The organism is Providencia sp. PROV267 (assembly GCF_028477825.1).
Lineage (GTDB): Bacteria > Pseudomonadota > Gammaproteobacteria > Enterobacterales > Enterobacteriaceae > Providencia > Providencia stuartii.
The window spans coordinates 122,917-148,654 of record NZ_JAMPLX010000005.1 but is presented as its reverse complement, the minus strand read 5'-3'; the positions used below and the strand labels follow the sequence as shown (position 1 = coordinate 148,654).

At 41.5% G+C, this 25,738-nt stretch carries 23 protein-coding genes; 16 read left to right on the top strand and 7 right to left on the bottom strand.

Features of this window, described 5'->3' with window-relative positions; genetic code table 11:
• The first annotated feature begins 1,918 nt into the window (after positions 1-1,918).
• Complete coding sequence (ascB, locus tag PR709_RS03880; protein WP_042116741.1) at positions 1,919-3,349, top strand: 6-phospho-beta-glucosidase; 1,431 nt, start codon at positions 1,919-1,921, stop codon at positions 3,347-3,349.
• 790 nt (positions 3,350-4,139) lie between these two features.
• On the opposite strand, the gene PR709_RS03875 is transcribed toward ascB, so the two are convergent.
• From PR709_RS03875 to nrfA, 7 genes are all read right to left on the bottom strand, one after another.
• Positions 4,140-4,556, bottom strand: coding sequence for a hypothetical protein (locus PR709_RS03875; protein WP_004922246.1), 417 nt, complete (start codon positions 4,554-4,556; stop codon positions 4,140-4,142).
• Positions 4,557-4,791: 235 nt separating this feature from the next.
• Complete coding sequence (gene nrfF, locus PR709_RS03870) at positions 4,792-5,889, bottom strand: heme lyase NrfEFG subunit NrfF (protein ID WP_154611515.1); 1,098 nt, start codon at positions 5,887-5,889, stop codon at positions 4,792-4,794.
• Entirely contained in the window at positions 5,882-7,762 is a 1,881-nt protein-coding gene (locus PR709_RS03865; protein WP_004922239.1) for a heme lyase CcmF/NrfE family subunit, read from the bottom strand. Before PR709_RS03865 ends, nrfF begins: the two co-directional genes overlap by 8 nt.
• A 21-nt stretch (positions 7,763-7,783) precedes the next feature.
• Entirely contained in the window at positions 7,784-8,740 is a 957-nt protein-coding gene (nrfD, locus tag PR709_RS03860) for a cytochrome c nitrite reductase subunit NrfD (RefSeq protein WP_004922237.1), read from the bottom strand.
• Positions 8,737-9,408: a cytochrome c nitrite reductase Fe-S protein gene (nrfC, locus tag PR709_RS03855; RefSeq protein WP_004922233.1), complete on the bottom strand. Its 672-nt coding sequence runs from the start codon at positions 9,406-9,408 to the stop codon at positions 8,737-8,739. Before nrfC ends, nrfD begins: the two co-directional genes overlap by 4 nt.
• Positions 9,405-9,971, bottom strand: coding sequence for a cytochrome c nitrite reductase pentaheme subunit (nrfB, locus tag PR709_RS03850; RefSeq protein WP_004922230.1), 567 nt, complete (start codon positions 9,969-9,971; stop codon positions 9,405-9,407). The genes nrfC and nrfB overlap by 4 nt, the downstream gene beginning before the upstream one ends.
• A 45-nt stretch (positions 9,972-10,016) precedes the next feature.
• Positions 10,017-11,453, bottom strand: coding sequence for an ammonia-forming nitrite reductase cytochrome c552 subunit (nrfA, locus tag PR709_RS03845; RefSeq protein WP_004922226.1), 1,437 nt, complete (start codon positions 11,451-11,453; stop codon positions 10,017-10,019).
• Between the two features lie 764 nt (positions 11,454-12,217).
• Here nrfA and napF point away from each other — a divergent pair.
• The 15 genes from napF (at position 12,218) to PR709_RS03770 (ending at position 25,721) form a co-directional block, all read left to right on the top strand.
• Positions 12,218-12,709, top strand: a complete 492-nt coding sequence (gene napF, locus PR709_RS03840; RefSeq protein WP_004922221.1) for a ferredoxin-type protein NapF — start codon at positions 12,218-12,220, stop codon at positions 12,707-12,709.
• On the top strand, positions 12,699-12,977 hold the full coding sequence (gene napD / locus PR709_RS03835; protein WP_014656456.1) for a chaperone NapD: 279 nt from the start codon (positions 12,699-12,701) through the stop codon (positions 12,975-12,977). Before napF ends, napD begins: the two co-directional genes overlap by 11 nt.
• Positions 12,958-15,444 (top strand): nitrate reductase catalytic subunit NapA, encoded by a 2,487-nt coding sequence (gene napA / locus PR709_RS03830; RefSeq protein WP_014656455.1) that lies wholly within the window; start codon positions 12,958-12,960, stop codon positions 15,442-15,444. The genes napD and napA overlap by 20 nt, the downstream gene beginning before the upstream one ends.
• A 6-nt stretch (positions 15,445-15,450) precedes the next feature.
• Positions 15,451-16,146, top strand: a complete 696-nt coding sequence (gene napG / locus PR709_RS03825; protein WP_004922210.1) for a ferredoxin-type protein NapG — start codon at positions 15,451-15,453, stop codon at positions 16,144-16,146.
• Positions 16,133-16,996, top strand: coding sequence for a quinol dehydrogenase ferredoxin subunit NapH (napH, locus tag PR709_RS03820; protein ID WP_004922205.1), 864 nt, complete (start codon positions 16,133-16,135; stop codon positions 16,994-16,996). The genes napG and napH overlap by 14 nt, the downstream gene beginning before the upstream one ends.
• Positions 16,993-17,442, top strand: a complete 450-nt coding sequence (gene napB, locus PR709_RS03815) for a nitrate reductase cytochrome c-type subunit (RefSeq protein ID WP_004922202.1) — start codon at positions 16,993-16,995, stop codon at positions 17,440-17,442. Before napH ends, napB begins: the two co-directional genes overlap by 4 nt.
• A 9-nt stretch (positions 17,443-17,451) precedes the next feature.
• On the top strand, positions 17,452-18,054 hold the full coding sequence (gene napC, locus PR709_RS03810; RefSeq protein ID WP_004922200.1) for a cytochrome c-type protein NapC: 603 nt from the start codon (positions 17,452-17,454) through the stop codon (positions 18,052-18,054).
• A 192-nt stretch (positions 18,055-18,246) separates the two neighbouring features.
• Positions 18,247-18,984, top strand: a complete 738-nt coding sequence (locus tag PR709_RS03805) for a heme ABC transporter permease (protein ID WP_004922196.1) — start codon at positions 18,247-18,249, stop codon at positions 18,982-18,984.
• Positions 18,984-19,196 carry a heme exporter protein CcmD gene (ccmD, locus tag PR709_RS03800; protein WP_004922193.1) on the top strand — a complete coding sequence of 71 codons (213 nt, stop codon included), beginning with the start codon at positions 18,984-18,986 and terminating at the stop codon, positions 19,194-19,196. Before PR709_RS03805 ends, ccmD begins: the two co-directional genes overlap by 1 nt.
• The gene (ccmE, locus tag PR709_RS03795; RefSeq protein ID WP_014656454.1) at positions 19,193-19,672 is read left to right on the top strand and encodes a cytochrome c maturation protein CcmE; all 480 of its coding nucleotides are present in this window, start codon (positions 19,193-19,195) and stop codon (positions 19,670-19,672) included. Before ccmD ends, ccmE begins: the two co-directional genes overlap by 4 nt.
• A complete protein-coding gene (locus PR709_RS03790) occupies positions 19,669-21,600 on the top strand; it encodes a heme lyase CcmF/NrfE family subunit (protein ID WP_004922185.1) in 1,932 nt (643 codons plus the stop codon). Before ccmE ends, PR709_RS03790 begins: the two co-directional genes overlap by 4 nt.
• Positions 21,597-22,154 (top strand): thiol:disulfide interchange protein DsbE, encoded by a 558-nt coding sequence (dsbE, locus tag PR709_RS03785; protein ID WP_004922181.1) that lies wholly within the window; start codon positions 21,597-21,599, stop codon positions 22,152-22,154. Before PR709_RS03790 ends, dsbE begins: the two co-directional genes overlap by 4 nt.
• A complete protein-coding gene (locus PR709_RS03780) occupies positions 22,151-23,218 on the top strand; it encodes a cytochrome c biogenesis protein CcmH (protein WP_004922178.1) in 1,068 nt (355 codons plus the stop codon). The genes dsbE and PR709_RS03780 overlap by 4 nt, the downstream gene beginning before the upstream one ends.
• Before the next feature lie 519 nt (positions 23,219-23,737).
• Positions 23,738-24,958 (top strand): PfkB family carbohydrate kinase, encoded by a 1,221-nt coding sequence (locus PR709_RS03775; protein ID WP_004922173.1) that lies wholly within the window; start codon positions 23,738-23,740, stop codon positions 24,956-24,958.
• The gene (locus PR709_RS03770; protein WP_376738360.1) at positions 24,951-25,721 is read left to right on the top strand and encodes a glutamine amidotransferase; all 771 of its coding nucleotides are present in this window, start codon (positions 24,951-24,953) and stop codon (positions 25,719-25,721) included. The genes PR709_RS03775 and PR709_RS03770 overlap by 8 nt, the downstream gene beginning before the upstream one ends.
• Positions 25,722-25,738 lie beyond the last annotated feature (17 nt).

The following is a 25,738-nucleotide window of genomic DNA, read 5'->3' as shown; positions in this document are numbered from 1 at the left end:
TTACAAATGAAGCTAACTGTATTTAAGGCGGGTCGTAGGTATTTACTCTGACTTTAAGGATAACAATACGCAGGCTTTTATCTTTGCTGATGTGCTTAGTGACTATTGATAGTTATTTTTACTGATTACGTATTGCTCTTTTGATTTATGGTAAAAAGTGAATTAGGTGCTAATACGTAATTTTTAATCAACTAACGGCAAAAACAGGTGCATGTGTGTTGTTAAAAAGACAAAGTCAAATGTTATAGCTCAATGTATTCAACGTTACTTAGTTTACCCTGTTCATTATAAATTTATATATTTCAGGTAGATATAGTGAAAAACTAATAAATATAAATGCGGCTATAAAATAGATGTTGATAGACTCCATGGTTACTGTTGTTGAAATCGTTGCGACAGCTAAGATTGTCACAATGATACGTCGGCTATTTGCAGTCATTATATTGGACAGCTCATTAAAAAATGTTTCAAAAAATCTAAACATAACAATTCCTTTTTATCGTTTCATGCTGAGTGTATATGATTTAAATAAATTATTGAAGTTTTTATTAGCTATTTGTGCTATTTAATATTACACCAAATTATCAAACTGGCTGATTTTTATCTTTTTTTAATGCAGGGCCGTAAAAAGTAATTTATAAAATTTATTATTACGATGAAATATTTAAATTAAAATAATAAAGAGATATAAAAGGCAATGGATATTGTTTTCATCTGATTGATTTGAATGGGTTATTTTTTATTCTTATCCTTTCTAATAAGAATATTTCATGCTGGAATTATTATTAAAACATCAATGATTAAGTTGGTGTGGAAATAAGGTTAAGTGTTAATACTTAACTTTTTTATAGTGGTTTTCACATTGATCGGCTTCACAATTTTATTCTTTTAATAAAATATCTCGCGTATTCTAAATAAGCCTTCTATTAACCACTATATAGGTAATTTAATTATATTGTGATGCTATTATAATTAAAACGTCAGGAAATAATCACGATTTGATATCGATAAATTTAAGATAAGTTAGGGTTATTGGGCGATTTAGCATGTTTTCATTTAAAGGCAGTGAAAACATTTTTTAGCTTATCGATTGTATTTTAGTCATGACATAATATTGACAAAGGGGATAAATAGGTGGTGTATTTAATAGATGAGTTTTAACACGATTCTGATTGATAGTTTTAATTGGATTATTTATCCTGCTGAGAGCCATCAAAATGAGGAATGAGTATGCCAACAGTTGATATAACTGACCTACTAGGTTATTCCATTATCAATACCATAAATATGATTTTTAACCCATTGGAGTATTTCTGCCAGGAAAACATGATTGAGAGTATGGGCACCTTGTTGCTATCTTTTATGATTTAATCACCTTACTGCTTGAAACCACTATTTTAATGATCAAAAAACGATAGTGGTATTTAATAAAGCAAGTAAAAAATGATTGTTAACTAATTGATAGTATTGGGTTTTTGTGATTATGACGCTTTTTTTAATTTATCCTATCAATAAAAACATTATTCTCTAACAAAACTCCCCCCTTATAGATAAATATTGTAAATAAAATAATCAATCAAATGATTATTATTTTATCGATATGAATGATGTGGCATAGCGCTTTATTACGTGTGTGGTTTTTTATTGTGTGTGGTGCATCACAAAAAATAATTACTATTCAAAATGGCATTGTTTTTATCTTTAATCGACGGATAGTTGTGGCTGTTACCGCAATGGTTTCTACTGATTTTGTGATTAATAAAGATGATTAATAGGGAGTTAATAGATATTACCGTCATTAATTATCAATAAATAATTAATAGGTAAGATTAAACAAAAACAGTATCGCCAAAGAAATATAAAAAATTTTTGTTAACCAGAAAGTAAATAATTTTTTCACTATTGAATGAGGGTAATTATGCCAGGATCTCTATTTCCTCAAGATTTTCTGTGGGGTGGTGCAATAGCGGCAAATCAAGCGGAGGGGGCTTGTTTTGAAGGGGGAAAAGGACTCAGTATTGCAGATGTTATTCCTTATGGAGCTAACAGGCATCCGGTAAAAATGGGGATCGAAAAACGTTTTAAATTACGAGATGATGAATATTACCCAAGCCATTTGGCAATTGATTTTTATCATCAATACAAGCGTGATATTGCGCTAATGGCAGAAATGGGATTTTCGGTGTTTCGCACATCGATTGCATGGAGCCGTTTATTTCCGCGTGGGGATGAAGTCACTCCAAACCCAGAAGGTATCGCCTATTATCTCGACTTATTTAATGAATGCAAAAAATATCATATTGAACCGCTAGTAACCTTGTGCCATTTTGATGTTCCGATGCATTTGGTCACTGAGTATGGCTCATGGCGTGACCGGAAGATGATTGATTTTTTTGTGACCTATGCCAAAGCCTGCTTTGAAGCATTTGATGGGATAGTGAAATATTGGCTGACATTTAATGAAATTAATTTGCTATTGCATACGCCGTTTTCATCATCAGGGTTAGTCTTTGAAGAAGGGGAAAATAGCGAACAAGTTAAATATCAAGCCGCTCATCATCAATTAGTTGCTAGCGCATTAGCGACAAAAATAGCCCACGAAGTCAATGCTCAAAACCAAGTCGGCTGTATGCTTGCAGGTGGTGGATATTACCCTTGGTCGCCTAAACCAGAAGATATATGGGCGGCAATGGAAAAAGATCGTGAAAACTTGTTTTTTATTGATGTACAGGTGCGTGGGTATTATCCCGCCTATGCGCAACGTGTTTTTCGTGAAAACAAGGTGACACTTCTGGTCACGGAAGAGGACGAGCAAATCCTTAAAAATACCGTCGATTTTGTTTCGTTTAGTTATTATGCCTCTCGTTGTGCCTCAGCGGATATGGGGGATGGTACAAACCCGTCGATTAATGCTGCACAATCTTTAAGCTCTCCGTATATAAAACAGAGTGAGTGGGGGTGGGGAATTGACCCTCTCGGTTTAAGATTAACCGCAAACATGCTCTATGATCGCTATCAAAAACCATTATTTCTAGTAGAAAATGGTTTGGGGGCGCATGATAAGTTAAATGAGGATGGTGAAATTATTGATGATTATCGAATCGATTACCATCGTTCACACATTCAAGCTTTAGGTGATGCTATCGCTGATGGTATCCCCATTATGGGATATATTTCATGGGGATGTATTGATTTAGTCTCTGCTTCAACAGGCGAAATGAGTAAACGATATGGTTTTGTGTATGTTGATAAGGATGATCAGGGAGCTGGCTCACTAACAAGGATACGTAAAAAATCTTTTTGGTGGTATAAAAAAGTGATAGCAAGCCATGGTAATGATTTGTATTAATTGCTTTTTTCCATATTAAAACATAAAAAAAAAAGAGTCCCTTTAGGGACTCTAACTGAATGAAATCACTACTACATGATTTGTTCTTTACAGCGATATTATAATTATGCAATCGGTACTATAGCATATCTACGTACATGATGAAGACGTTAGTTTTTAATAAATATCTTAGCTTTTCGTTGATACATAGCTTAAATATATAATGTTTATATGATAATAACTTAAGTATTCAACTTAGCATGTTATTTTATATTACAAGCGTAATATTTTGTTACGCGCTATATCAGATAGGAAATGATATAACACTGGTACTAATAAATTCCCTGGTATTAGAATTCAGTATTCAACTGGTTAAATATTATACTTTTATTTTTGCGAATATTATTATTTACTATTTTATGGTGTAACGACATTGATACTGGTTAATGTGATTAAAGAACATCAACATTAATTTTTATTCCTCAATGATGAGATATCTCTCCCTTCGTTTGACTTGACACTAATGTACCGTATAAATCCGATGATAAAAATGTGAACTGTGTATCAAAACACACGTCAAGTGTTAATATTTTTAAAGATATTAATATTGCTTATGTAAAATTTTCTTGTGTATTCAATAGATTGGCTTTTTGGCTTATGTAATAAATAGACATGAATTGAAGGAGATTAACAATATTCATCAATGGGTTGAAGAAAAGAGGGCGTGCTGGTTTATTAAGAGTGATTTATTACTAAGCCAAAAAGGTGAGCTGATAAAGGTTAAGTTGCATACTACAGGCGTCAAAAGAGATTATTCTTTCTTATCAGATTGTTCACGGCAAAATTGATCCCAGATGATGTTGAAGTTGTCGTTAGGAAAAATATTTCCAGAACGTTCAATTAAAGGGATAGAAACGACATTTCTTCCATCTTGGTGCATATATGTTTTGACGAGGAATCGTTTATAACCAAAGGAATTTTCGCTTTTAAAAACGAGTACCTCACCACATACATAACCAAGTATTCCGTGATCGAGTGTTTGCCGAATTTCATAGTAATGAACATTTTTATATTCGGCGGTTTCGGGAAATGTAAGGAAATCCTCCACTGCTTTTTGTGATTTTTTAACGATATCCAGATCAGGGGTATAATTTGCCATCATGCCAGCAACAAATGAGCCGCCTGCGATAAGAGCAATAATTAAATATGAAAATATATTCTTTTTCATGAAGTTACTCTTTTGATATTTGAATAATAGTAGTGATTTTAGAATTAGGCGATATTAAGGTAGCATAAGCATAGGCGTGTTTATATGGGGATGAAATAACAATAGTCAATTAAAGACAAAGGGTTACAATTAATAATAAATTGTTATGTTAAGTTTATTTGAATAGTTATTGTTATTTTAAGTTTTTTATTGATGACGTGTATGTACTTTAAATGAAAAATAATCAAAAAATGATTTAATGATTATTTTTCATTATTGTGGCCATATTTATCGCTTCTATTAATTGTGAACGATTAATTCTAGGGCTATTACTATCGAGTAGTTGTTGCCATAGGCTAATGGCTTTTTCATAGTTGGCGTGCATAAAGGCGTCTGAGGCTAATAGCATTAAAGCGGTCACTTCATGTTTATCAATGGATAATGCATACTCTATTACTTGCATTGTATCTTCAGTCATCTGTTGCCCCGCTTGATAATAGAGCACAGTCGCGATAGCTGAATAAAGTTGCGCGTTTTCTCCTGTATATTTAAGTGCTTGGTTATAGGCAATCAAGGCATTGTCATAGCTATTTTGATATAAATAATATTCACCGAGGATTGCCCAAAGGTCACCATTTTGGGGGGATTGTCGAATATTATTTTGTAAGCGTATCAGATCACTTTGTTGTTGCTGTAGTGGGGTCAATATATGTAATGGGTCTGAGATGCGCTGGTATTCATGATAAGTGGCGCTAAAGCGCGGTAGAAAAAAATACCCTGCTATTGTAAGGAGCAGTAATAGAGCTACGCATAAATGGATAGCATAATAAGAAAGGGTATCGTTGCGCTTCATTTCGGCGTGCTGTGATGGAATTTCATGAGTTAATTGTATGGACAGCTTAGACGTCGGAGTAATGATAGCTTCCGTTGAATTATGTTGATTTGTTCGCGGTACTGAGGCTCTTTTTTTTATTAAATAATAGAGCAGGGCGATGACAAAGATGAATCCGATAAAAGGCAGGCTCCAGAGTACAATGGTTCCCATGTGTAATGGCGGATTGTAGAGTACAAAATCACCGTATCGCTCGGTCATATAAGAGCGTATTTCAGCTTCAGTTTTCCCTTCCGCTACCATTTTATACACTTGATGGCGCATACTGACAGCGGTAGGGGCATTGGATTCGAGCAGGTTTTGATTTTGGCACTGAGGGCAGCGTAATTGAGCCGCAATTTGTAATGAAGTTGTTTGCTGTTCTGCGGTAGCAAATTGCCAAGTATCCACAATGTCGGCTTTGGCTATATTCGTCGCCATAAGTAATAACGTTAGAACAACATAATGCAAGAGTTTATTCATGCTGACTTCGCCCTTTAAACCACCCAATAAAGAGACCGATGCACATGATAAAAGCCCCTCCCCAGATCCACTGGATACCATCTTGCACATAGAATCGTAGCGCATAGCGGTTATTTCCCGTCTTTTCACCTAATACGGCGTACCAATTTCGCATCCATCCCCAGTGCATACCAGGTTCAATCATTATCTGTTGGCGAGCGGTATAAAATCGACGTTCAGTCTCAAGGTGTGTAATAAATGTATCTTTTTGATAAACGGCAATGAGCGCTTTTTCAGTGGTGTAATTGGATTGAGTATCCAACTGTAATTGCTTGAAATTAAATTGATAACCGGCGAGTGAAACGGTGTGATTAACCGTCATATTGGCACTGATTTCTTGTTTGCTTACAGTAGAAAAAGCAATACCAGTGGCAAAAATAATCACGCCAGTGTGTGCAAGTAATGAGGCTAGTCGCTTCTGTATTTCATTGAGAGGGCGTAGCCATAATAGCAACAGTAAGCCAACCATTATAGCCGTTGCGCTCGCGATAAATTTAGCATCACTCCATCGCAAAAGTAGGGCGATTACAGCGGCAATGATGCTAACAGACAAACGCCAACGGAAAAAAGAGCGGGTAGATGATTTGAGGCTCCCCACGGCCCAAGCGCCGATAACCATCAGCATAATTAAGCCAAAAGGTAGTAATGTTTGGTTAAAATAAGGCGCTCCGACTGATATCTTTCCCCACCCAAGTAGGCTGTAGAGCATGGGATATAGCGTGCCGACTAACACAATAAACAGGACAACCACAAATAAAATCAATGTCATCTGTAAATAGATTTCGCGTAGGGTTAATGCCCGTTTAGAGGCTGATGCTGCGGGTTTCGCCTTACAACCATAAATAAGTAAGGCGACGATGCTCATGCTAATAAATAATAAAAATAATGGTATTGCACGAACATTATTTAGGGCAAATGCATGGACTGACACGAGTATGCCCGAACGAACAATAAGCGTGCCAAGTAATGATAAAATAAATGTGACTATGGCTAAGATCATCGACCAATGGCGGTAACTTCCCTGTTTTCGCGAAGCCGCTAAACTGTGTAGTAGGGCGGTTGCCGCTAGCCAAGGCAACAGTGAGGCATTCTCGACAGGATCCCAAAACCACCAACCGCCCCATCCTAATTCGCTATAGGCCCACCATGAGCCTAGCGTGATCCCCATGGTAAGTATGCACCAACTTGGTACGGCCCAACGCCAACAAACCCATGCAATAGTTTGGCTGAAATTTCCAGCAATCAGCGAAGCCAAAACGCATGATGTGACGACCATCAAGCCGCTATAACCCAAGTAAAGTAGCGGAGGATGTAAAATAAGCCCCCAATGTTGCAACATTGGGTTGAGGTCGCGACCTTCAATCGCGGGCGGAAAGATCCGCATAAAAGGGTCTGAATAGAGCACGATAAACCAAAGTAGCGCTGCGCTCATTGCGGCAAGAATAGCTAAGGTTAAAGCAAAAAAGGGGTGATCTTGTTTGCGATAGCGCCAAGCGAATAACAGATGCCAAGTCGACAGTAAAAGCACCCAAAGAAGGAGTGAACCTTCATGCCCACCCCAAACCGCCGCTATTTTTATTAATAAAGGGGATAAACGGTGGCTATGTTGAGCAACATACACCACCGAAAAGTCACTTTGAATAAAGGAAATAGTTAGGCAAAGAAACGCAATAACGAGAAATATAAATTGCAGAGTAGACCAATAAACCCCAAGTAAGCGTGATTTTTGGGTGTGTTTGTAGGTACTAACCAACCCAAACAAGGCATGAAAATTGGTTATGCAGAGTGTTAACAGCAAGCTAATAAACCCGATTTCAGGGAGTATAAGTTCCAATGAGCACCTTGTTTGTGTTAATTAAGCGACCGTTAATTGCCCTGCATAAAGGACAAAGAAACGTAATAAAAAGACCCCAACCAAACTCGCACTACTGACAAAAACCACTCGGGCGGCACTTTGGCTATTATTGACCCATTTTTTCAAGGCCAGTGGGATCATAAAACCAATGCCAACCACACCAATCCAAAACCACCAAGTCCAAAAGCCTCCACCAAGTGCTGCGATAAGCGCGCGCATTTTGCCATCATCCCCTAATGCTAAACCGACAAAGAAAGCCGCTAATAAGAAAATTTCCAGCCAAACGACAAAGCCTTCAACGCGATGTAGAAAATGCGCTTCTGGGTTATGGACATTTTGGCGATAGCGCAATGCTAAAGCAATGAGCGCGACGGCAAGCCCCGATGAGATCCCTGAAAAGAGAAAGAGAGCAGGTAAGATAGGGTTATTTAAGAATGGATAGGATTTTAACGCGGAAAGTAAAAAACCGGTATAAGCCCCTAATAATACCGCCAGTACGAGCATGGTGATTTCAATGGCACGTATAGCAGGTGTGAATAAATTTAATAATGAGCGAATAAAGCCAAAACGCGGTAGCCATTTTTGCTGTATTGCGACCAGTTCAGTTTCGAAAACTTTAGCTAACCAGACAACGAGTACCACCATGTAGACTTGGAAGAGCATAACCCCCATCGACATGACGGAGGTCGGACTGTAGTGGAACATCAATTTCCAAAAGGTCCATGGGCGTGTTAAATGGAAAATTAAAATGAGTAATCCCAAAATAACGGTCGTCGGTGCCAGAAATAGAGTGGCTCTCATTAGTGTGCTCTTACTGGTTGCTTCAGACGGATAATATTGACGCAATAGCACGGCAAGCACCACTAACCCTGCTGAAATACCAATTAGAAAGAGGTAAACGGCAATGGGCCAATCCCAAACTAAAGATTCAAAATGGAAAGCAGAAGCAGTTGTCATTGGCTAACCTCCCCATATTTGAACGGAACTCGGTACATTTTGGGGCGAGTACCGAGGGCTATTTTATAGCGATACGTGGTTTTTTGACGCAACATAAGAGAAATATCACTGTTAGGATCATCCAGATTGCCAAAGACCAATGCCTTGGTTGGACAGGCTTCGACACAAGCCGGTTGTTTACCTTTTTTCAAGTTTGTTTTTCGGCAAAAATCGCATTTGTCGGCAGTTTTATTGACTGGGTGAATGAATCTTACTCTGTAAGGGCAAGCCGCAATACAATATTGGCAACCAACACATAGGTCTGGGTTAACATCGACAATCCCTGTCGTTTTATCAATAAATGATGCGCCCGTTGGGCAAACATCGACACAAGGTGCATGCTCACAGTGCTGACATGAATGCCGGAAAAAGCGATATTTGATATCTGGGAAGTGACCAATTGGCTCGCTGCGAATAATGGTTAGCCGAGAAACCCCTTCCGGGACTTGGTTGACTTCTCGACAGGCATCCATACAAGCAGTACAACCTATGCATAAGGTTTCATCGTGGATCATGCCGTAACGTACGCCATCCACTTTCATCGTATTTGCGAGGCTATGGAGTGTCGCACCTCCTGACGCCGCCAAGGCTCCTGCATAAATAATAAACTGACGACGCGAACAACTCATGGCTGCTCCTTAAGCAATTTTACCGCCGCTGGATTGAAGTCAGGGTTATTACGTTGGTCTGAGTGACAATCAACACAAATTTTTACGCGACCTTTGTCATTAAGTGTTTTCATCGTATCTTGTTTTGGATGCAGATCATGGCAACTGGCACAGGCAACTTTAGTCACATGAACATCGTGTGGCCAAAACGCTTTTTGTAGCTGTTCGGGTAAGTGACATGACATACAGACACTATTTTGTTGCTCCACGCTATACATAGGGTGGTTAAACCGCATCACATCTTTAGCCCCCTCACGGTGATGAGGGCCTGGGTTACCATGGCAGTTGGTACAGGTAACGGGAAGGTTATTATTAGGGTTAATGACCGATGCGTGAGTGCCATGCATACCTTCTTTGTCGGGTTTATGACAATCCAAACAGGCTGCATCTGGGTTACGTTGCTGAGTAACAACCCAACGTTCACCCGTCTCTGTCGCGGGAGGTGTCGCAGTAGAGGCTGCAATGCTCCATAACAAGCCTAATGCCAGCCCCCCAGCAGTGAATAACGAACGTAGTACGCTCATATTAACTCCATTGGTTATACCGCCTCTGTATGAGGCGGATCACGGTTATTGGCTTAACAGGTTGTTTTTACGAGCTTGCGCATCCCATTCGGGCACGACAGTTTTCAAAAACTCTTGTTTTTCAGCGTTGATTTTTTGCATATCCAGACCAATTGCTTGTTGCGCTTTTTCTTTGGTTGAAATGTCTGGAATAGCAATTTCATGTGTAATGCCTTTAGCACCTAATAGACGAACGAGTTTGGTGCGAGCATCAGCAGCTTTGTTCATTGCGCCACCGAGCATGCGCAAGCCTTCCTCTGGTGCGTGCATATGAATACCATGAGATGCAATAGCTAAATCCCAGCGCCATTGTGCATGGCGAATATCAGCTAAAATGGGCGCCATCTCTTTTTCGGTTGCCCCTGCATCCCAAGCTGCTTTAGCTTCAAAATGGGCATGAACAAGTTGATCTTCCACTTTGATTTTCATCTCTTGGATAGCTTGTTTGCGCTCGGCAACGACAGCTTGTAGCTCTTGCTTGCTTTGGGTATGGCAGTTACGACAGGTTTGTTCGAAATTATCGAATGGATTACCTATCTTATGGCTGGTGTAGAGCTCGCCTTTTTCATTTTGTAATTTAGGCATGTGGCAGTCGATACAGGTCACGTTGTTTTTACCGTGGATCCCCGCACTCCATGTTTCATACTCTGGGTGCTGTGCTTTTAACATAGGGGCTTTCGACAGTGAGTTTGTCCAGTCAGAGAAGGCGATATTGTCATAATAGACTTCTATATCCTCCACTTTCGTACCGTTATCCCAAGGGAATTTGACGGATTTATTTTCCCCTGCAAAGTAGTACTCAACGTGGCATTGCCCACACACCATAGATTGCTGATCAAAACGACTGGCTTTATCGAAGGGTTTACCAATCGCTTCCATGGCTCGAGCGGCATAAGGACGGGTGAGTGTTAAAGCGGGCTGGCCTTGCGCGAATTCTGGAGAGTCGGTTTTGTGGCAGTCAGCACACCCTAGTACGTTAACAATTTCAGGCCCACCTTTAGCCCATTTACCGTGGAAATATTCATCTTCCCCTTGCTCTTGGATAAGTCTGGCGACATCTGGGCTTTTACAGCTCCAACAAGCCATAGGGAGAGGGCCATCTTGTGCATCTTTCGGTGCACCAGTACGTAGTGTTTCTCGTACGTCAATTAAAGCATAAGCATGGCCTCGAGGCTTGTTGTAATCACGTGAAAAAGGGTAGCCAGCCCAGAGGATCACCAACCGGGGGTCTTCTGCCAGCGCATCTTCACGTTGTGATTGTTCGGATGTTGCACGCCACGAGTGATATTGATCAGGGTGAGCCTGAGCAAAGGATTCATTTTTAGTATTTATTGTTGATGATGCTTCCTTTGATGCAGTTTGTGCATGAACAGCAGGGGTTAACAACCATATCCCAGCCACCAAACTGAGTAAGTACAAAGTCCTGTTGATTATCTTTGCCATAAGGGCCTCGAGTGATATAAGCCAGCCATCCCATTGGCTGTGATATTATTATTTATAGGTGATGGCATAGGTTTTGATGCCATCATGACATGCTCAAGGAATAGCTCTAACAAATAACCACACTTAAAATATTGTTTTTGATCAAAGCTAAATTTACTAAAAGAAATGTCATTAAAATAATGTGATTAATATCGAATCGTGAATGTAAATTAGGAAAGAAAACATTGAGTCAGTTAAAATAAATGAGAGCAAAGCATTTAAGCGTCACTTTCATGTGAGTGAGGGTTTTTATTTATTGAATTCATATTGAAAGGCTTTATTATCAGTAGGATATGACTAAGTAATCTGCTTATCTATTATTTAACTAATAACCAAAGTGTGCAGCACCTCTAATATTTTCAATGTGGATATTCATCGTTGATGACTATAACTACTACTTTAGTGGTAGTTTATAATGTTATATATATGAGGGTTTCATGAAACATTAGGATTAATTTGGTTTCTCATATTTAAAAAATGTTAATATTTTTTGTTTGAAGATAATTTATTTAAGTTCTAGTCAATAAGTTACATCGTTATTTCAAATAATACTTTCTGTATAAATTATTTCATTCTAAATAGCACATGCATTAATGTTACCTATTAGGTGGTATGTATTTTTTTACTCTCTATCGATAAGATTCTGCGTGAATACACATATAATAATTGCGGTTAATTTTTACTTTTTGCATTAATTTTGTTTGGGCAATGTTAAGGAAATCAACATGGCTGATATCACCCGTCGGGGAGTGTTGACTGGTGCATGGCGTCGCGCCGCACCCGTTATTCGACCGCCATGGAGTCGTAGTGAAGATCATTTCATTGAAAGTTGTACTCGTTGCAACCATTGCCTGACGCATTGTGAAACCTCAATTTTAATATCTGGCCCCGGTGGCTATCCCGTTGTTGATTTTTTGCAAGGGGAGTGCACGTTTTGTTATGCCTGTGCTGCCGCTTGCCCTGAGCCAATATTTCTTCCACAACTCTCCCAACCTTGGGATATTTCCATTTCAATTGCTCAAACCTGTCTGGCATATCGCTCTATTGAATGTCGGCGATGCGAAGACAATTGTGAGCCACAAGTGATCGCGTTTCGCCCATCACTGAGTGGAATTTATCAGCCCAATATTGATAAGCAAGGTTGTACAGGTTGTGGTGCCTGTGTTGCCGGTTGCCCCGTATCAGCCATTACTTTGGAGCATGAAAATGCGCAATAGCTGGCAAGTATGTAGTTTGATTGTACAAGTAAAAAGTGAACAGGCTTGCGCTGTGACGGCAGCTTTAAATCAATTACCCGGTTGTGAGGTGGCTATCAGTTCACCGGAAACAGGCAAATTGATTGTTGTTGTCGAGTCAGAACACAGTCGCACCCTGATTGAGACTATTGATTCAGTACGCAATGTTAATGGTGTGCTGGCTGTTTCGCTGGTTTACCACCAGCAGGATGAGCAATGTGAGGAAAATGATGAAACTCAGTCGTCGTAGCTTCATGAAAGCCAATGCTGTTGCGGCCGCTGCTGCGGCGGCAGGTATTGGCGTTCCGAGTATCGCTAAAGCGGTCGTCGGGCAACAAGAGGCCATCAAATGGGATAAAGCACCTTGCCGCTTCTGTGGTACAGGTTGTGGTGTACTTGTGGGAACGCAAAATGGTCGCATTGTGGCGAGCCAAGGTGACCCAGAAGCGCCAGTTAACCGTGGCTTAAACTGTATTAAAGGCTATTTTTTACCGAAAATCATGTACGGTAAAGATCGCTTGACTCAGCCATTGCTGCGAATGAAAGACGGTGAATATGACAAAAATGGTGAATTTACCCCGGTGACTTGGGAAAAAGCCTTTGATGTCATGGAAGAAAAAGTAAAAACCACATTAAAAGAGCGCGGCCCTGAAGGGATTGGCATGTTCGGTTCAGGCCAATGGACTGTGTGGGAAGGGTATGCTGCATCAAAATTGTTTAAAGGTGGCTTCCGCTCTAACAACTTAGACCCTAACGCACGCCATTGTATGGCCTCAGCGGTTGTTGGTTTCATGCGTACTTTTGGTATGGATGAACCTATGGGCTGTTATGATGACATCGAGCAAGCCGATGCATTTGTGCTTTGGGGTTCGAACATGGCAGAAATGCATCCTATCCTATGGTCACGTATTACCAACCGGCGTTTATCTGACCCTAATGTGCGTGTTGCTGTACTCTCCACATTTAAGCATCGTAGCTTTGAGTTAGCTGATAACGGTATTGTCTTTACCCCACAGTCTGACTTAGTGATCCTCAATTATATTGCTAACTATATTATTCAAAATGATGCGGTGAATCAGGAATTCTTCGATAAACACGTTAACTTACGTCGAGGAACAACGGATATCGGTTATGGATTGCGTCCTACTCATCCATTAGAACAAAGTGCTAAAAACCCAGGTTCAGATGCCTCTGTGCCGATGGCTTGGGAAGAATATAAGGCCTTTGTGGCTGAATACACATTAGATAAAACCGCTGAAATGACAGGGGTGCCGAAAGATCAGCTAGAAGAACTAGCAAAATTGTATGCAGATCCAAACACAAAAGTCGTCTCTTATTGGACAATGGGCTTCAATCAGCATACTCGTGGTGTTTGGGCGAATAACCTCTGTTATAACTTGCACTTACTGACAGGTAAAATTTCTCAGCCGGGTTGTGGTCCGTTCTCATTGACGGGGCAGCCGTCTGCGTGTGGTACTGCTCGTGAAGTCGGTACGTTTGCCCATCGCTTACCTGCCGATATGGTGGTAACGAATGAAAAACACCGCGAAAAAGTGGAGCAAGTTTGGCAACTCCCCGCCGGCACGATCCCAGAAAAAGTTGGCTTACATGCCGTGGCGCAAGACCGTGCCTTAAAAGACGGCACGCTTAACTTTTATTGGGTCATGTGTAACAACAACATGCAGGCAGGCCCCAATATTAATCAAGAGCGGATGCCGGGCTGGCGTGACCCACGCAATTTTATTGTTGTTTCTGATCCTTATCCAACCGTGAGTGCTATCGCCGCAGATTTGATTTTGCCAACCGCCATGTGGGTAGAAAAAGAGGGGGCTTACGGGAATGCGGAGCGCCGGACACAATTTTGGCGTCAGCAAGTGAAAGCGCCGGGAGAAGCAAAATCTGACTTATGGCAAATGGTGCAATTTGCCCGTCGCTTTAAAACGGAAGAGGTTTGGCCTGAAGAGTTACTGGCTCAAAAACCGGAGTATCGCGGTAAAACCCTGTATGACGTGCTGTTTGCTAACCAAGCGGTTACCAAGTTCCCGATCACTGAGTTAGCTGAAGATCAGCTCAATGATGAGTCACGCGAATTGGGCTTCTATCTACAAAAAGGGTTATTTGAAGAGTACGCCAGTTTTGGTCGCGGTCATGGTCATGACCTTGCGCCTTTCGATGATTATCACAAAGCACGCGGTATCCGTTGGCCTGTGGTCGATGGCAAAGAGACGCAATGGCGTTACAGCGAAGGCCATGACCCCTATGTCAAAGCCGGTGCGGGTTATCAATTCTACGGTAAGCCAGATGGTAAAGCAGTCATTTTTGCATTGCCGTTCGAACCCGCGGCGGAAGTACCTGATAAAGAATATGACTTATGGCTATCAACGGGGCGTGTGTTGGAGCATTGGCATACCGGCAGTATGACTCGTCGTGTACCAGAACTGCACCGAGCTTTTCCTGAATCACAGGTCTTTATCCATCCTCTAGATGCGAAAGAGAGAGGGTTACGTCGTGGTGATAAGGTAAAAGTGATTTCACGCCGTGGTGAAGTGACCACTATTGTGGAAACACGAGGGCGTAACCGACCACCAAAAGGATTGGTGTATATGGCTTTCTTTGACGCATCTCAGTTAGTTAATAACTTAACGCTGGATGCAACAGACCCACTCTCTAAAGAGACGGATTACAAAAAATGTGCCGTTAAATTGGAAAAGGTGTAATTGCATATGTCCCAGAAACCTAAACCTCAAAATAGTCGTCGCCGTTTCTTACGCGATGCCGTTCGTGCGGCAGGCGGATTGGCGGCGGTTGGTGTGGTACTGGGCTTACAGCAACAAACTTCCCGCGCGAGTGGAATTCGTCTCCGCCCGCCGGGAGCCATTAATGAAAATGCATTTGCGAGTGCGTGTGTTCGTTGTGGGCAGTGCGTACAAGCTTGCCCTTATGACATGTTGAAATTAGCAACATTAGCATCAGGACTGGCAGCGGGAACGCCTTATTTTATTGCGCGAGAAAACCCTTGTGAAATGTGTGAAGAGATCCCATGCGCCAAAGTGTGCCCGAGTGGTGCACTGGATAAAGAGATTGAGTCTATCAATGACGCACGAATGGGGTTGGCAGTGTTACTTGATCAGGAAAACTGTCTCAATTTTCAAGGGTTGCGCTGTGATGTGTGTTATCGCGTTTGTCCGCTAATTGATGAGGCTATCACGCTGGAGCTTGAGCAAAACCACCGTACGGGTAAGCATGCACGTTTTTTACCAACAGTGCATAGTCAAGCTTGTACGGGATGTGGTAAGTGCGAGCAGGCTTGTGTCCTCGAAGAAGCGGCCATTAAAGTCCTGCCGTTAACGCTTGCGAAAGGTGAATTGGGGCATCACTACCGTTTTGGTTGGCTGGAGGGAAATAATGGCAAATCGTAAACGTGATGCCGGACGCGAAGCTCTGGCGAAAAAGGGCTGGTGGCAGAGCCATAAATGGTTATGGATGCGTCGTATCAGTCAACTATTGGTAATCGCGATGTTTTTGAGTGGACCTTGGTTTGGGGTCTGGATCTTACATGGTAATTACAGTAGCAGTTTATTGTTAGATTCAATCCCGCTCACTGACCCTTTGATCACGTTAGAAAGTCTTGCTAGTGGCTATTTACCTGCTATTTCGACATTAATTGGTGCAGCAATAGTATTGCTAGTTTATGCATTACTTGGAAAACGTATTTTTTGCAGTTGGGTTTGCCCTGTAAACCCTGTTACGGATGCGGCAGCATGGTTACGCCGTAAGCTCGATTTTAATCAATCCGCAACGATCCCTCGTTATATCCGTTATGTGTTGCTTGTGGTGATTTTAATCGGCTCTGCGGTAACAGGGACTTTATTGTGGGAATGGATCAACCCCGTTTCATTAATGGGCCGAAGCCTCATCTTCGGTTTTGGTAGCGGTGCTTTATTGCTGCTCGCCTTATTTTTATTCGATTTACTCGTTGTGGAGCATGGCTGGTGTGGTCACCTTTGTCCTCTCGGTGCCTTATATGGGATCGCCGGTTGTAAAGGGGCACTGATGGTCACAGCGATAAACAAGCAAAATTGTACTCGCTGTATGGATTGCTTTCACATTTGTCCGGAGCCGCAAGTTTTGCGTACCCCGGTTTTAGATAAACAGGCCCCAGCATTCATTTCGGATAAGGACTGCATAACATGCGGTCGTTGTATCGATGTGTGTTCTGAGGATGTTTTTAAAATAACACTACGATGGAGTTCGGGAGCGAAATCATGAAAACCCATGCCCTGATTAAGACAATGAGCCGTTGGATGGCGGTAATAGGACTCGTTGCCTCGAGCCTTGCTTGGGCGACAAATGGCGTTGATCTGTCTAAGTCACCAGAAGTTTCTGGTACTCAAGAAGGTGGCATTCATATTCCTAAAGAGCAGGAAAGAATGGCTTTAAACTATGTGAATCAACCTCCAATGATCCCACATAGCGTTGATGGTTATCAAATTACCACCAATACAAATCGCTGCTTACAATGCCATGGTGTTGAAAGTTATCGAACAACAGGGGCGCCTCGCGTTAGCCCGACACACTTCGTGGATGCTACGGGGAAAGTATTAGGTGGCGTAGCACCAAACCGCTACTTCTGCCTACAGTGCCATGTGCCGCAGTCCGATACTTCACCGATTGTGGAGAACACATTTACCCCATCCAAAGGTTTTGGGAAATAAGAGGCCGACATGGGAAACAATAACGCTAAGCCTGGTGTGATCCGTAGAGTATGGCAATGGTGGCGACGCCCGAGCCGTTTGGCTTTGGGAACCTTACTATTGATTGGTTTTGTTAGTGGCGTCATTTTTTGGGGCGGCTTTAATACGGGAATGGAAATGGCTAATACTGAAGAATTTTGTATTAGCTGCCATGAGATGCGTGAAAACGTGTATGAAGAGTATATGGAAACGATCCACTACACCAACCGTAGTGGTGTTCGAGCAACCTGTCCTGATTGCCATGTACCTCATGAGTTCGGACCTAAAATGGTCAGAAAGATTAAAGCCAGCAAAGAGCTTTATGGCAAAGTATTCGGCATCATTGATACACCACAAAAATTTGAAGAGCACCGTTTAGCCATGGCGCAAAATGAGTGGCGACGGATGAAAGATAATAACTCTCAGGAGTGCCGTAATTGCCACAATTTTGAATACATGGATTTTACGGCACAAAAAAGCGTGGCAGCCAAAATGCATGATCAGGCCATTGTTGATGGAAAAACCTGTATTGATTGCCATAAAGGGATAGCTCATAAGCTACCTGATATGCGCGAAGTTGAGCCGGGTTTTTAAATGGAAAAGCGTCACTCAGGAAGGTTGATTAAATGGGATCACGCCTGAGAAGCATAGAGGCTAGTCAACAGTTAATGGTTTGACTAGCCTCAGTTTATATTTGTGCTATATCAATAAACCCATTGTTATTACGTGTATTGTATATTGCAGCAGCGCAAAGTTTGCCTGAGATATGATCTGGAGCCTTTAAATATGTGGAAAAAGCTTCACCAACTTGCTATTCCTGCCAATCTCTACCAACTATGTGGGCGGTTGACCCCTTGGTTTATTACCCTGAGCGTGATTTTTTTAGCACTAGGTTGGGGATGGGGATTCGGATTTGCGCCCGCCGATTATCAGCAAAGTGATAGCTATCGCATTATGTACCTCCATGTTCCAGCAGCAATGTGGTCAATGGGGATCTATGCCATTATGGCGTTCGTCGCTTTTGTTGGTCTTGTTTGGCAAATGAAAGTGGCTGAATTAACGATTGCCGCTATGGCACCTATTGGTGCGGTATTTACCTTTATTGCCTTAGTCACGGGGGCAACGTGGGGCAAACCCATGTGGGGCGCATGGTGGGTATGGGATGCACGTTTAACCTCAGAACTTATTCTCTTTTTTCTGTATGTTGGCATTATCGCGCTTTGGCATGCATTTGATGACCGCCGGACAGCAGGAAAAGCTGCGGCGATCTTAGTCTTAATTGGTGTGATTAATTTACCTATCATCCATTATTCCGTTGAATGGTGGAACACATTACATCAGCCTTCAACGCGAATGCAGCAAAGTATTAACCCTGCAATGCGCACACCTTTGCGTTTGGCTATCTTAGGCTATCTATTTTTATTTATTTCTCTGACGCTGGTGCGTTTGCGTAACCAATTATTACTACTGGAGCGTAACCGCCCATGGGTTATGGATATCGTGAATAAGAAGGGGCGTAAATAATGAGTCGTGCATTTGCATCTTGGGCGGATTTTTTTGCAATGGGCGGTTATGCCTTTTATGTCTGGCTGGCAGTTCTATTGACGGTAACACCGCTATTGCTGTTGTGTATTCACACCGTTTTACAACGCAAAATGATTATAAATTCCATCACTGCACAGCAAGCAAGAGAAGCAAGACAGAAAGCAGCACGAGCGCGTCGGGAGGCTGAGTGAATATTCGTCGTAAAAATAGATTATGGCTAGTTTGTTCCATTCTAATTGGTGTGGGGTTAATGGTCGCGCTGCTTTTATATGCACTTCGCTCCAGTATCGACCTATTTTATACCCCCGGTGAGATCATTTATGGGAAGCGAGAAACCCAGCAGATACCTGAAGTTGGCCAACGCTTACGTGTCGGGGGAATGGTGATGCCAGGTACTGTTCAGCGTGATCCGGACTCCCTGAAAGTTACTTTTACGGTGTATGACGCGGAAGCGGAAGTTGATGTGAGCTATGAGGGGATTTTGCCTGATCTGTTTCGAGAAGGGCAAGGGGTAGTTGTCCAAGGGGAGCTGGCTGAAAACCATCATATCATTGCCAAAGAAGTGCTCGCTAAACACGATGAAAATTATACGCCACCCGAAGTTGAGCAAGCGATGCAGGAAAATCACCGTCGACCTGCCGCGGCTTATAAGGATAACGCACTATGATCCCTGAGGTTGGCAATATACTGCTATGCCTAGCGTTAGGTATTGCAGTATTACTCTCTATCTATCCATTATGGGGCGTATCTCGTCACGATGAGCGCTTAATGCGGGCTTCAAGGCCTCTTGCTTGGCTACTGTTTTTGTGTGTGGCTGGCGCATTTTTAGTGCTAGTCAACGCCTTTGTCATAAATGATTTTTCAATTACTTATGTTGCAAATAACTCCAACACGCAATTACCTGTTTGGTATCGGGTTGCGGCAACATGGGGTGCGCATGAAGGTTCACTGCTGTTGTGGGTGCTATTGATGAGCGGCTGGACGTTTGCGGTTGCATTATGTAGCTACCGCATGCCGCTGGATATTGTTGCTCGTGTTTTAGCAGTAATGGGGATGGTGAGCGTCGGGTTTCTGTTGTTCATCATTTTCACCTCAAACCCCTTTTCGCGCACCTTGCCCTCCTTCCCAATTGAAGGACGTGACTTAAATCCGCTCTTGCAAGATCCCGGCCTGATTTTCCATCCACCATTGCTGTATATGGGGTATGTTGGCTTTTCAGTCGCCTTCGCATTTGCTATCGCGGCGTTGCTTAGTGGTCGGCTGGATAGTTCATTTACCCGTTTCGCTCGCCCTTGGACGATGGCTGCGTGGTTTTTTTTAACGCTCGGCATCATGTTAGGTTCGGCTTGGGCCTATTATGAGCTAGGCTGGGGCGGCTGGTGGTTCTGGGATCCCGTTGAAAATGCGTCGTTTATGCCTTGGTTAGTAGGAACCGCGTTAATTCACTCGCTGGCGGTGACAGAGCAGCGAGCGACATTTAAGGCATGGTCTTTATTGCTATCGATATTTGCGTTTTCACTTTGTTTACTCGGTACTTTCCTCGTACGTTCAGGGGTGCTGGTTTCTGTGCATGCCTTTGCATCTGACCCCTCGAGAGGACTCTTCATTCTCGCCTTTATGGTCTTAGTTATCGGTGGCTCATTGCTGCTGTTTGCCATAAGAGGTCATAAGGTTCGTTCTCGTGTTAATAATGCGCTTTGGTCTCGGGAATCAATGCTACTGGCGAATAACGTCATCCTAACCGCTGCAATGCTGGTCGTGTTATTAGGCACCTTACTGCCTTTAGTTCACAAACAAATTGGTTTAGGCAGTATTTCGATTGGTGAGCCCTTCTTTAATACCATGTTTATCGCGCTAATGGTGCCATTCGCACTCTTACTGGGGATTGGGCCTCTAGTGCGTTGGGGGAGAGATCGCCCCGCAGCGATTAGAAAATTACTCTTAATGGCCTTGCTCGTGACCTTGATATTGTCATGCCTACTGCCATGGCTAATGCAAGATAGATTAGAAGCGTTGACCGTGCTTGGTTTAATGATGGCTTGCTGGATAGCATTACTGGCGTTCGCCGAAATGCGTGTACGTATTAGTAAAAAAATCAAGCTCACACCAAGTTATTGGGGAATGGTACTTGCACATTTAGGTTTAGCAGTAACCATTGTGGGGATTGCCTTTAGTCAAAATTACAGCATTGAACGTGATGCCAAAATGAAGCCCGGTGAAAGTGTGGTTATTCGTGATTATACCTTTGTCTTTAATGGGGTACATGAAGCGAATGGCCCGAATTATCAAGGTGTGATAGGGAATATTGACGTTAAGAAAAATGGTGAATTACTCACTAAATTACAGCCTGAAAAACGTTTTTATAGCACCAGCCGTGCCGTGATGACCGAAGCGGCTATCGATGGGGGAATAACCCGAGATTTGTATGCTGCATTAGGAGAAGAGGTCGGCAAAGAGGTATGGACTATGCGCCTTTACTACAAACCTTTTGTGCGCTGGATTTGGTCGGGAGGCATTTTAATGGCTGCTGGAGCGCTATGCTGCCTATTTGATCCGCGCTATCGTCGCCGTAAACCCGTGCAGGAGGCTGCATGAAACGCAAAGTTTTCTTGATCCCTTTTATTATTTTCGCTGCTATTGCCGCCGTTTTGTTATGGCAATTGATGCGTAATGCCGAAGGGGATGACCCTCGTTTACTTGAATCTGCATTAGTGGGTAAACCGGTGCCTGTGTTCCGTTTAGAGTCACTTGAAAACCCCGGTCAACATTATGAGTCAAATGTGTTGATTCAAGGGAAACCTATCCTCTTAAATGTTTGGGCGACATGGTGCCCTACTTGTCGCGCTGAACATAAATACCTCAATCAGCTTGCTGCCGAAGGTGTACGCGTGGTGGGGTTAAACTATAAGGATGATCGCAATAAGGCGATTGTTTGGTTGCGCGAACTTGGTAACCCTTATGCTTTAAGTCTTTTTGATGGTGAGGGCATGTTAGGCCTTGATCTGGGCGTTTATGGGGCTCCTGAAACCTTCTTAATCGATGGCAATGGGATTATTCGTTATCGCCATGCAGGCGCAATGGATGAGCATGTCTGGAATAAGGAAGTGAAACCATTATGGGAACGCTATAGCAAGGAGGCCAGCCAATGAAATATGTTATTGGTTTGCTGATGCTAGCGGTTAGTGCAAGTAGTGCTTTTGCGGCGACTGAAGTTTTTACCTTTGATAATGAGCAGCAAGAGCAGCAATTTCGTAAGTTAACAGAAGAGTTACGTTGCCCGAAGTGCCAAAACAATAGCATTGCAGATTCAAACTCAATGATTGCTTTAGATTTACGGCAAAAAGTGTATGAGTTGATGAAAGAAGGCAAGAGCCGCGATGAAATCGTTGACTATATGGTGGCACGTTACGGCTATTTTGTGACGTACAATCCTCCATTGACGCCATTAACGGCCATCTTATGGGGATTACCTTTTGCAGCCATGATTGTCGGTGGGTGGATCATTTACGCACGTACTAAAAAACGTGTTCGCATAAAACAAGATGTTCCAAATGATCAGCAACATACCGCTTCAATAAAGACAACGCGCTCAACTGGGTGGGTGTATGTCCCGGGGGTGATCATGGCTTTCGGAATTGGGGCCGCGGCTTATTATCAGGTAGGCAGTTATGGCAAAGTTGCAGATTGGCATTTAGCTTACCAACAGGCGCCAGCATTGCTTGACAGAGCGTTAGATCCCTCAGAGCCACCACTTAATCTTGAAGAAATGGAGCGCCTTGCGTTAGGTTTACGTACTCGTTTGCAGGATGAGCCTCAAAATGCCGATGCATGGGTGATGCTAGGTCGGATTGGCATGGTATTAAATAATGCCACGATGGCGACAGATGCTTATGAGCGGGCTTATCGACTCAAGCCGAATGATGATAACGTGGCGCTAGGGTATGCCGAAGTGTTAACGCGTTCGTCTGATCCAGAAGATAATCGCATTGGTGGTGAGTTATTGCGTAAGCTGATTGCTGAAAATAGGACCAATGTTAAGGCATTAAGCATGTTTGCTTTTAATGCATTTGAGCAGGCTCGTTATGCAGAAGCCATCTCAGCTTGGCAGATGATGCTGCAATTATTACCTGAAAATGATCAGCGACGAACAGTCATTGAGCGCAGTATTGAACAAGCATTGATGATGGTGCATGAGAAAAAAACAGTTCAATAGTGGGTTGTTAACTGATTCAAAGCACTAAAACGGGAGCAATCGCTCCCGTTTTTATATTCTGCGTACCATTTTTTGATTTTATTTTTCTCGATACGTTTTATTTAAATGGTGGTCATTTTTAGTTTGAATCGATTCAATATTGAAATTAGGCGATTAAAATTGAAAAATAAGTAATTTATTTATTTGAAATCCTTTATAGTTAATTATTAATGATAAATTAACTTGGTTCCTTGTAAGCTATTGAAGTTAATATTTAATTTTATTTAATCTTATGATTGTTTTATAAGTAATATAATTATTATTTTATGATTAAATTAAATGATGATTAGATTACTTAATGCTTTCCTATTTTGTTTTGCATTAAAAACTAAATTTACCTTAACGTAATATGCTTTTGCTTTTTTTTGTTTTAGCTTTTGTGTTTTTTGCTTTTTTTTGCTTTGCATTGGGAACATATGATTATTATCACATTAAAATAACATTATCTAATTTAGAGTAAATGCCATGAGGTAAAATGGCATGAAAGCAGAACGACATAAAAAAATAATTAATTTTTTAAAAAACGCAGGCTCAGCAAAAGTTTCTGTTTTATCGAAAGAACTGAATGTCACAAAAGAAACCATTAGAGCAGATTTAAATTCTTTGGCAAAAAAAGGAATTATTAACCGTTGCCATGGTGGCGCATTCATTGAATTTGAATCCCTAGATAAGGTTGCTAAAAAAGAAATTATACAGTTTCTGGAATGTAACGATAGCCTTAATGAAATAACCAATAAGGATGATTCAGTGAACGGCAAAGTTTGTGTATTAGGTTCATTTAATGTTGATATGATTAGTTATTTGCCTCGATTACCAGAGGCAGGTGAATCATTATTATCAAACAAATTTATTTTTTCACCAGGTGGCAAAGGTTGCAATCAGGCTTTAGCTGCAAGTTATTCAGACTCGCAAGTCCATTTTATTACTAAAATTGGCACTGACCAATTTAGTGATTATGCGGTGAATTTTATTTCATCATCAAAAATTAAGACATCAACAATTTACCAAACTGAAAAGTTCCAAACGGGCACAGCATCAATTTTCGTGTCAGAAAATAGTGGCGAAAACATTATCTCCATATATCCTGGCTCAAATATGGATATCAGTGCTGATGAGGTAAAAATTCAAAAAGATAAAATTATTAATTCGAATATTATCTTGCTACAACTTGAGACAAATATTGAAGCCTTAAGGGAAATTATATCGATAGGTAATGAGTATAATATACCGATTATTTTAAACCCTGCACCTTATAGTGATATTGCTATCGAACTACTTGAAAAAGTCGATATTTTAACGCCGAATGAAACGGAAGCCAGTTTGCTATCCGGAGTGAATGTTGTGGATATGGAGTCGGCTAAAAAAGCAGCCGACGTCATCTATCATAAAGGTGTTAAAAAGGTTGTGATCACATTAGGAAGTAAAGGCTCTATTGCTTACGATGGCAATAAATTTATTTACTCACCGGCCTACACAGCGGTGGTCAAAAATACGGCTGGCGCTGGGGATGCTTTCAATGGCGCATTGGCGGCCTCATTAGCAAAAGGTAAGCAATTTTCGTATGCGTTGCGTTATGCTTCGGCATTTTCATCGCTTGCGGTAGAAACGAGCAAAGCTTCAGAAATGCCTGAAGATATTAACGTGATATATCGTATTAACCAAACAACCTACTCTCAGGTTGTCACTCAATCCCCTGAATAATTCATATTCTGAAAGAGGAATAAAAATGAAAATTTTATTTATTGGTGAGTCATGGCACATTCATATGATTCATACTAAAGGCTACGACAGTTTTACTTCGAGTAAATATGAAGAGGGTGCAACATTTTTATTAGATTGCTTAAGAAATAAAAATGTTGAAATTGATTATATGCCTGCTCATACCGTTCAAATGGCATTTCCTAAAACGGTAGAAGAGTTAGAGAAATATGACGTCGTTGTCATTAGCGATATTGGTGCAAATACTTTCTTACTGCAAAACGATACTTTTTATAATATGAAAGTATTACCAAATGCACTGCAATTAATTAAGCAGTATGTCATTAATGGCGGTGGATTATTAATGATTGGTGGCTATCTATCCTTTATGGGAATTGAGGCTAAAGCGAATTATAAAAATACATTATTAGCAGATGTATTACCGGTAGAAATGCTTGATGGTGATGATCGTGTTGAAACACCTGAAGGTATTTTTGCAGTACCAGTCAATGCAGAACATGAATCCGTTAAAGGATTTGGACAATGGCCAATGTTTTTAGGCTATAACAAAGTTAAAGCTAAAGAAAATACAGAAACCGTTTTAAATATTGGCGAAGATCCTTTATTAGTCTTTGGTCAATATGAAAAGGGTAAAACAGCCTGCTTTATGAGTGATTGCTCGCCACACTGGGGAAGTAAAGAATTTATGGCTTGGGAACATTACTCTGACATGTGGGTAAATATCCTAAAACAGATCGCTCGTTAATTCAGTTATTGTCAAAA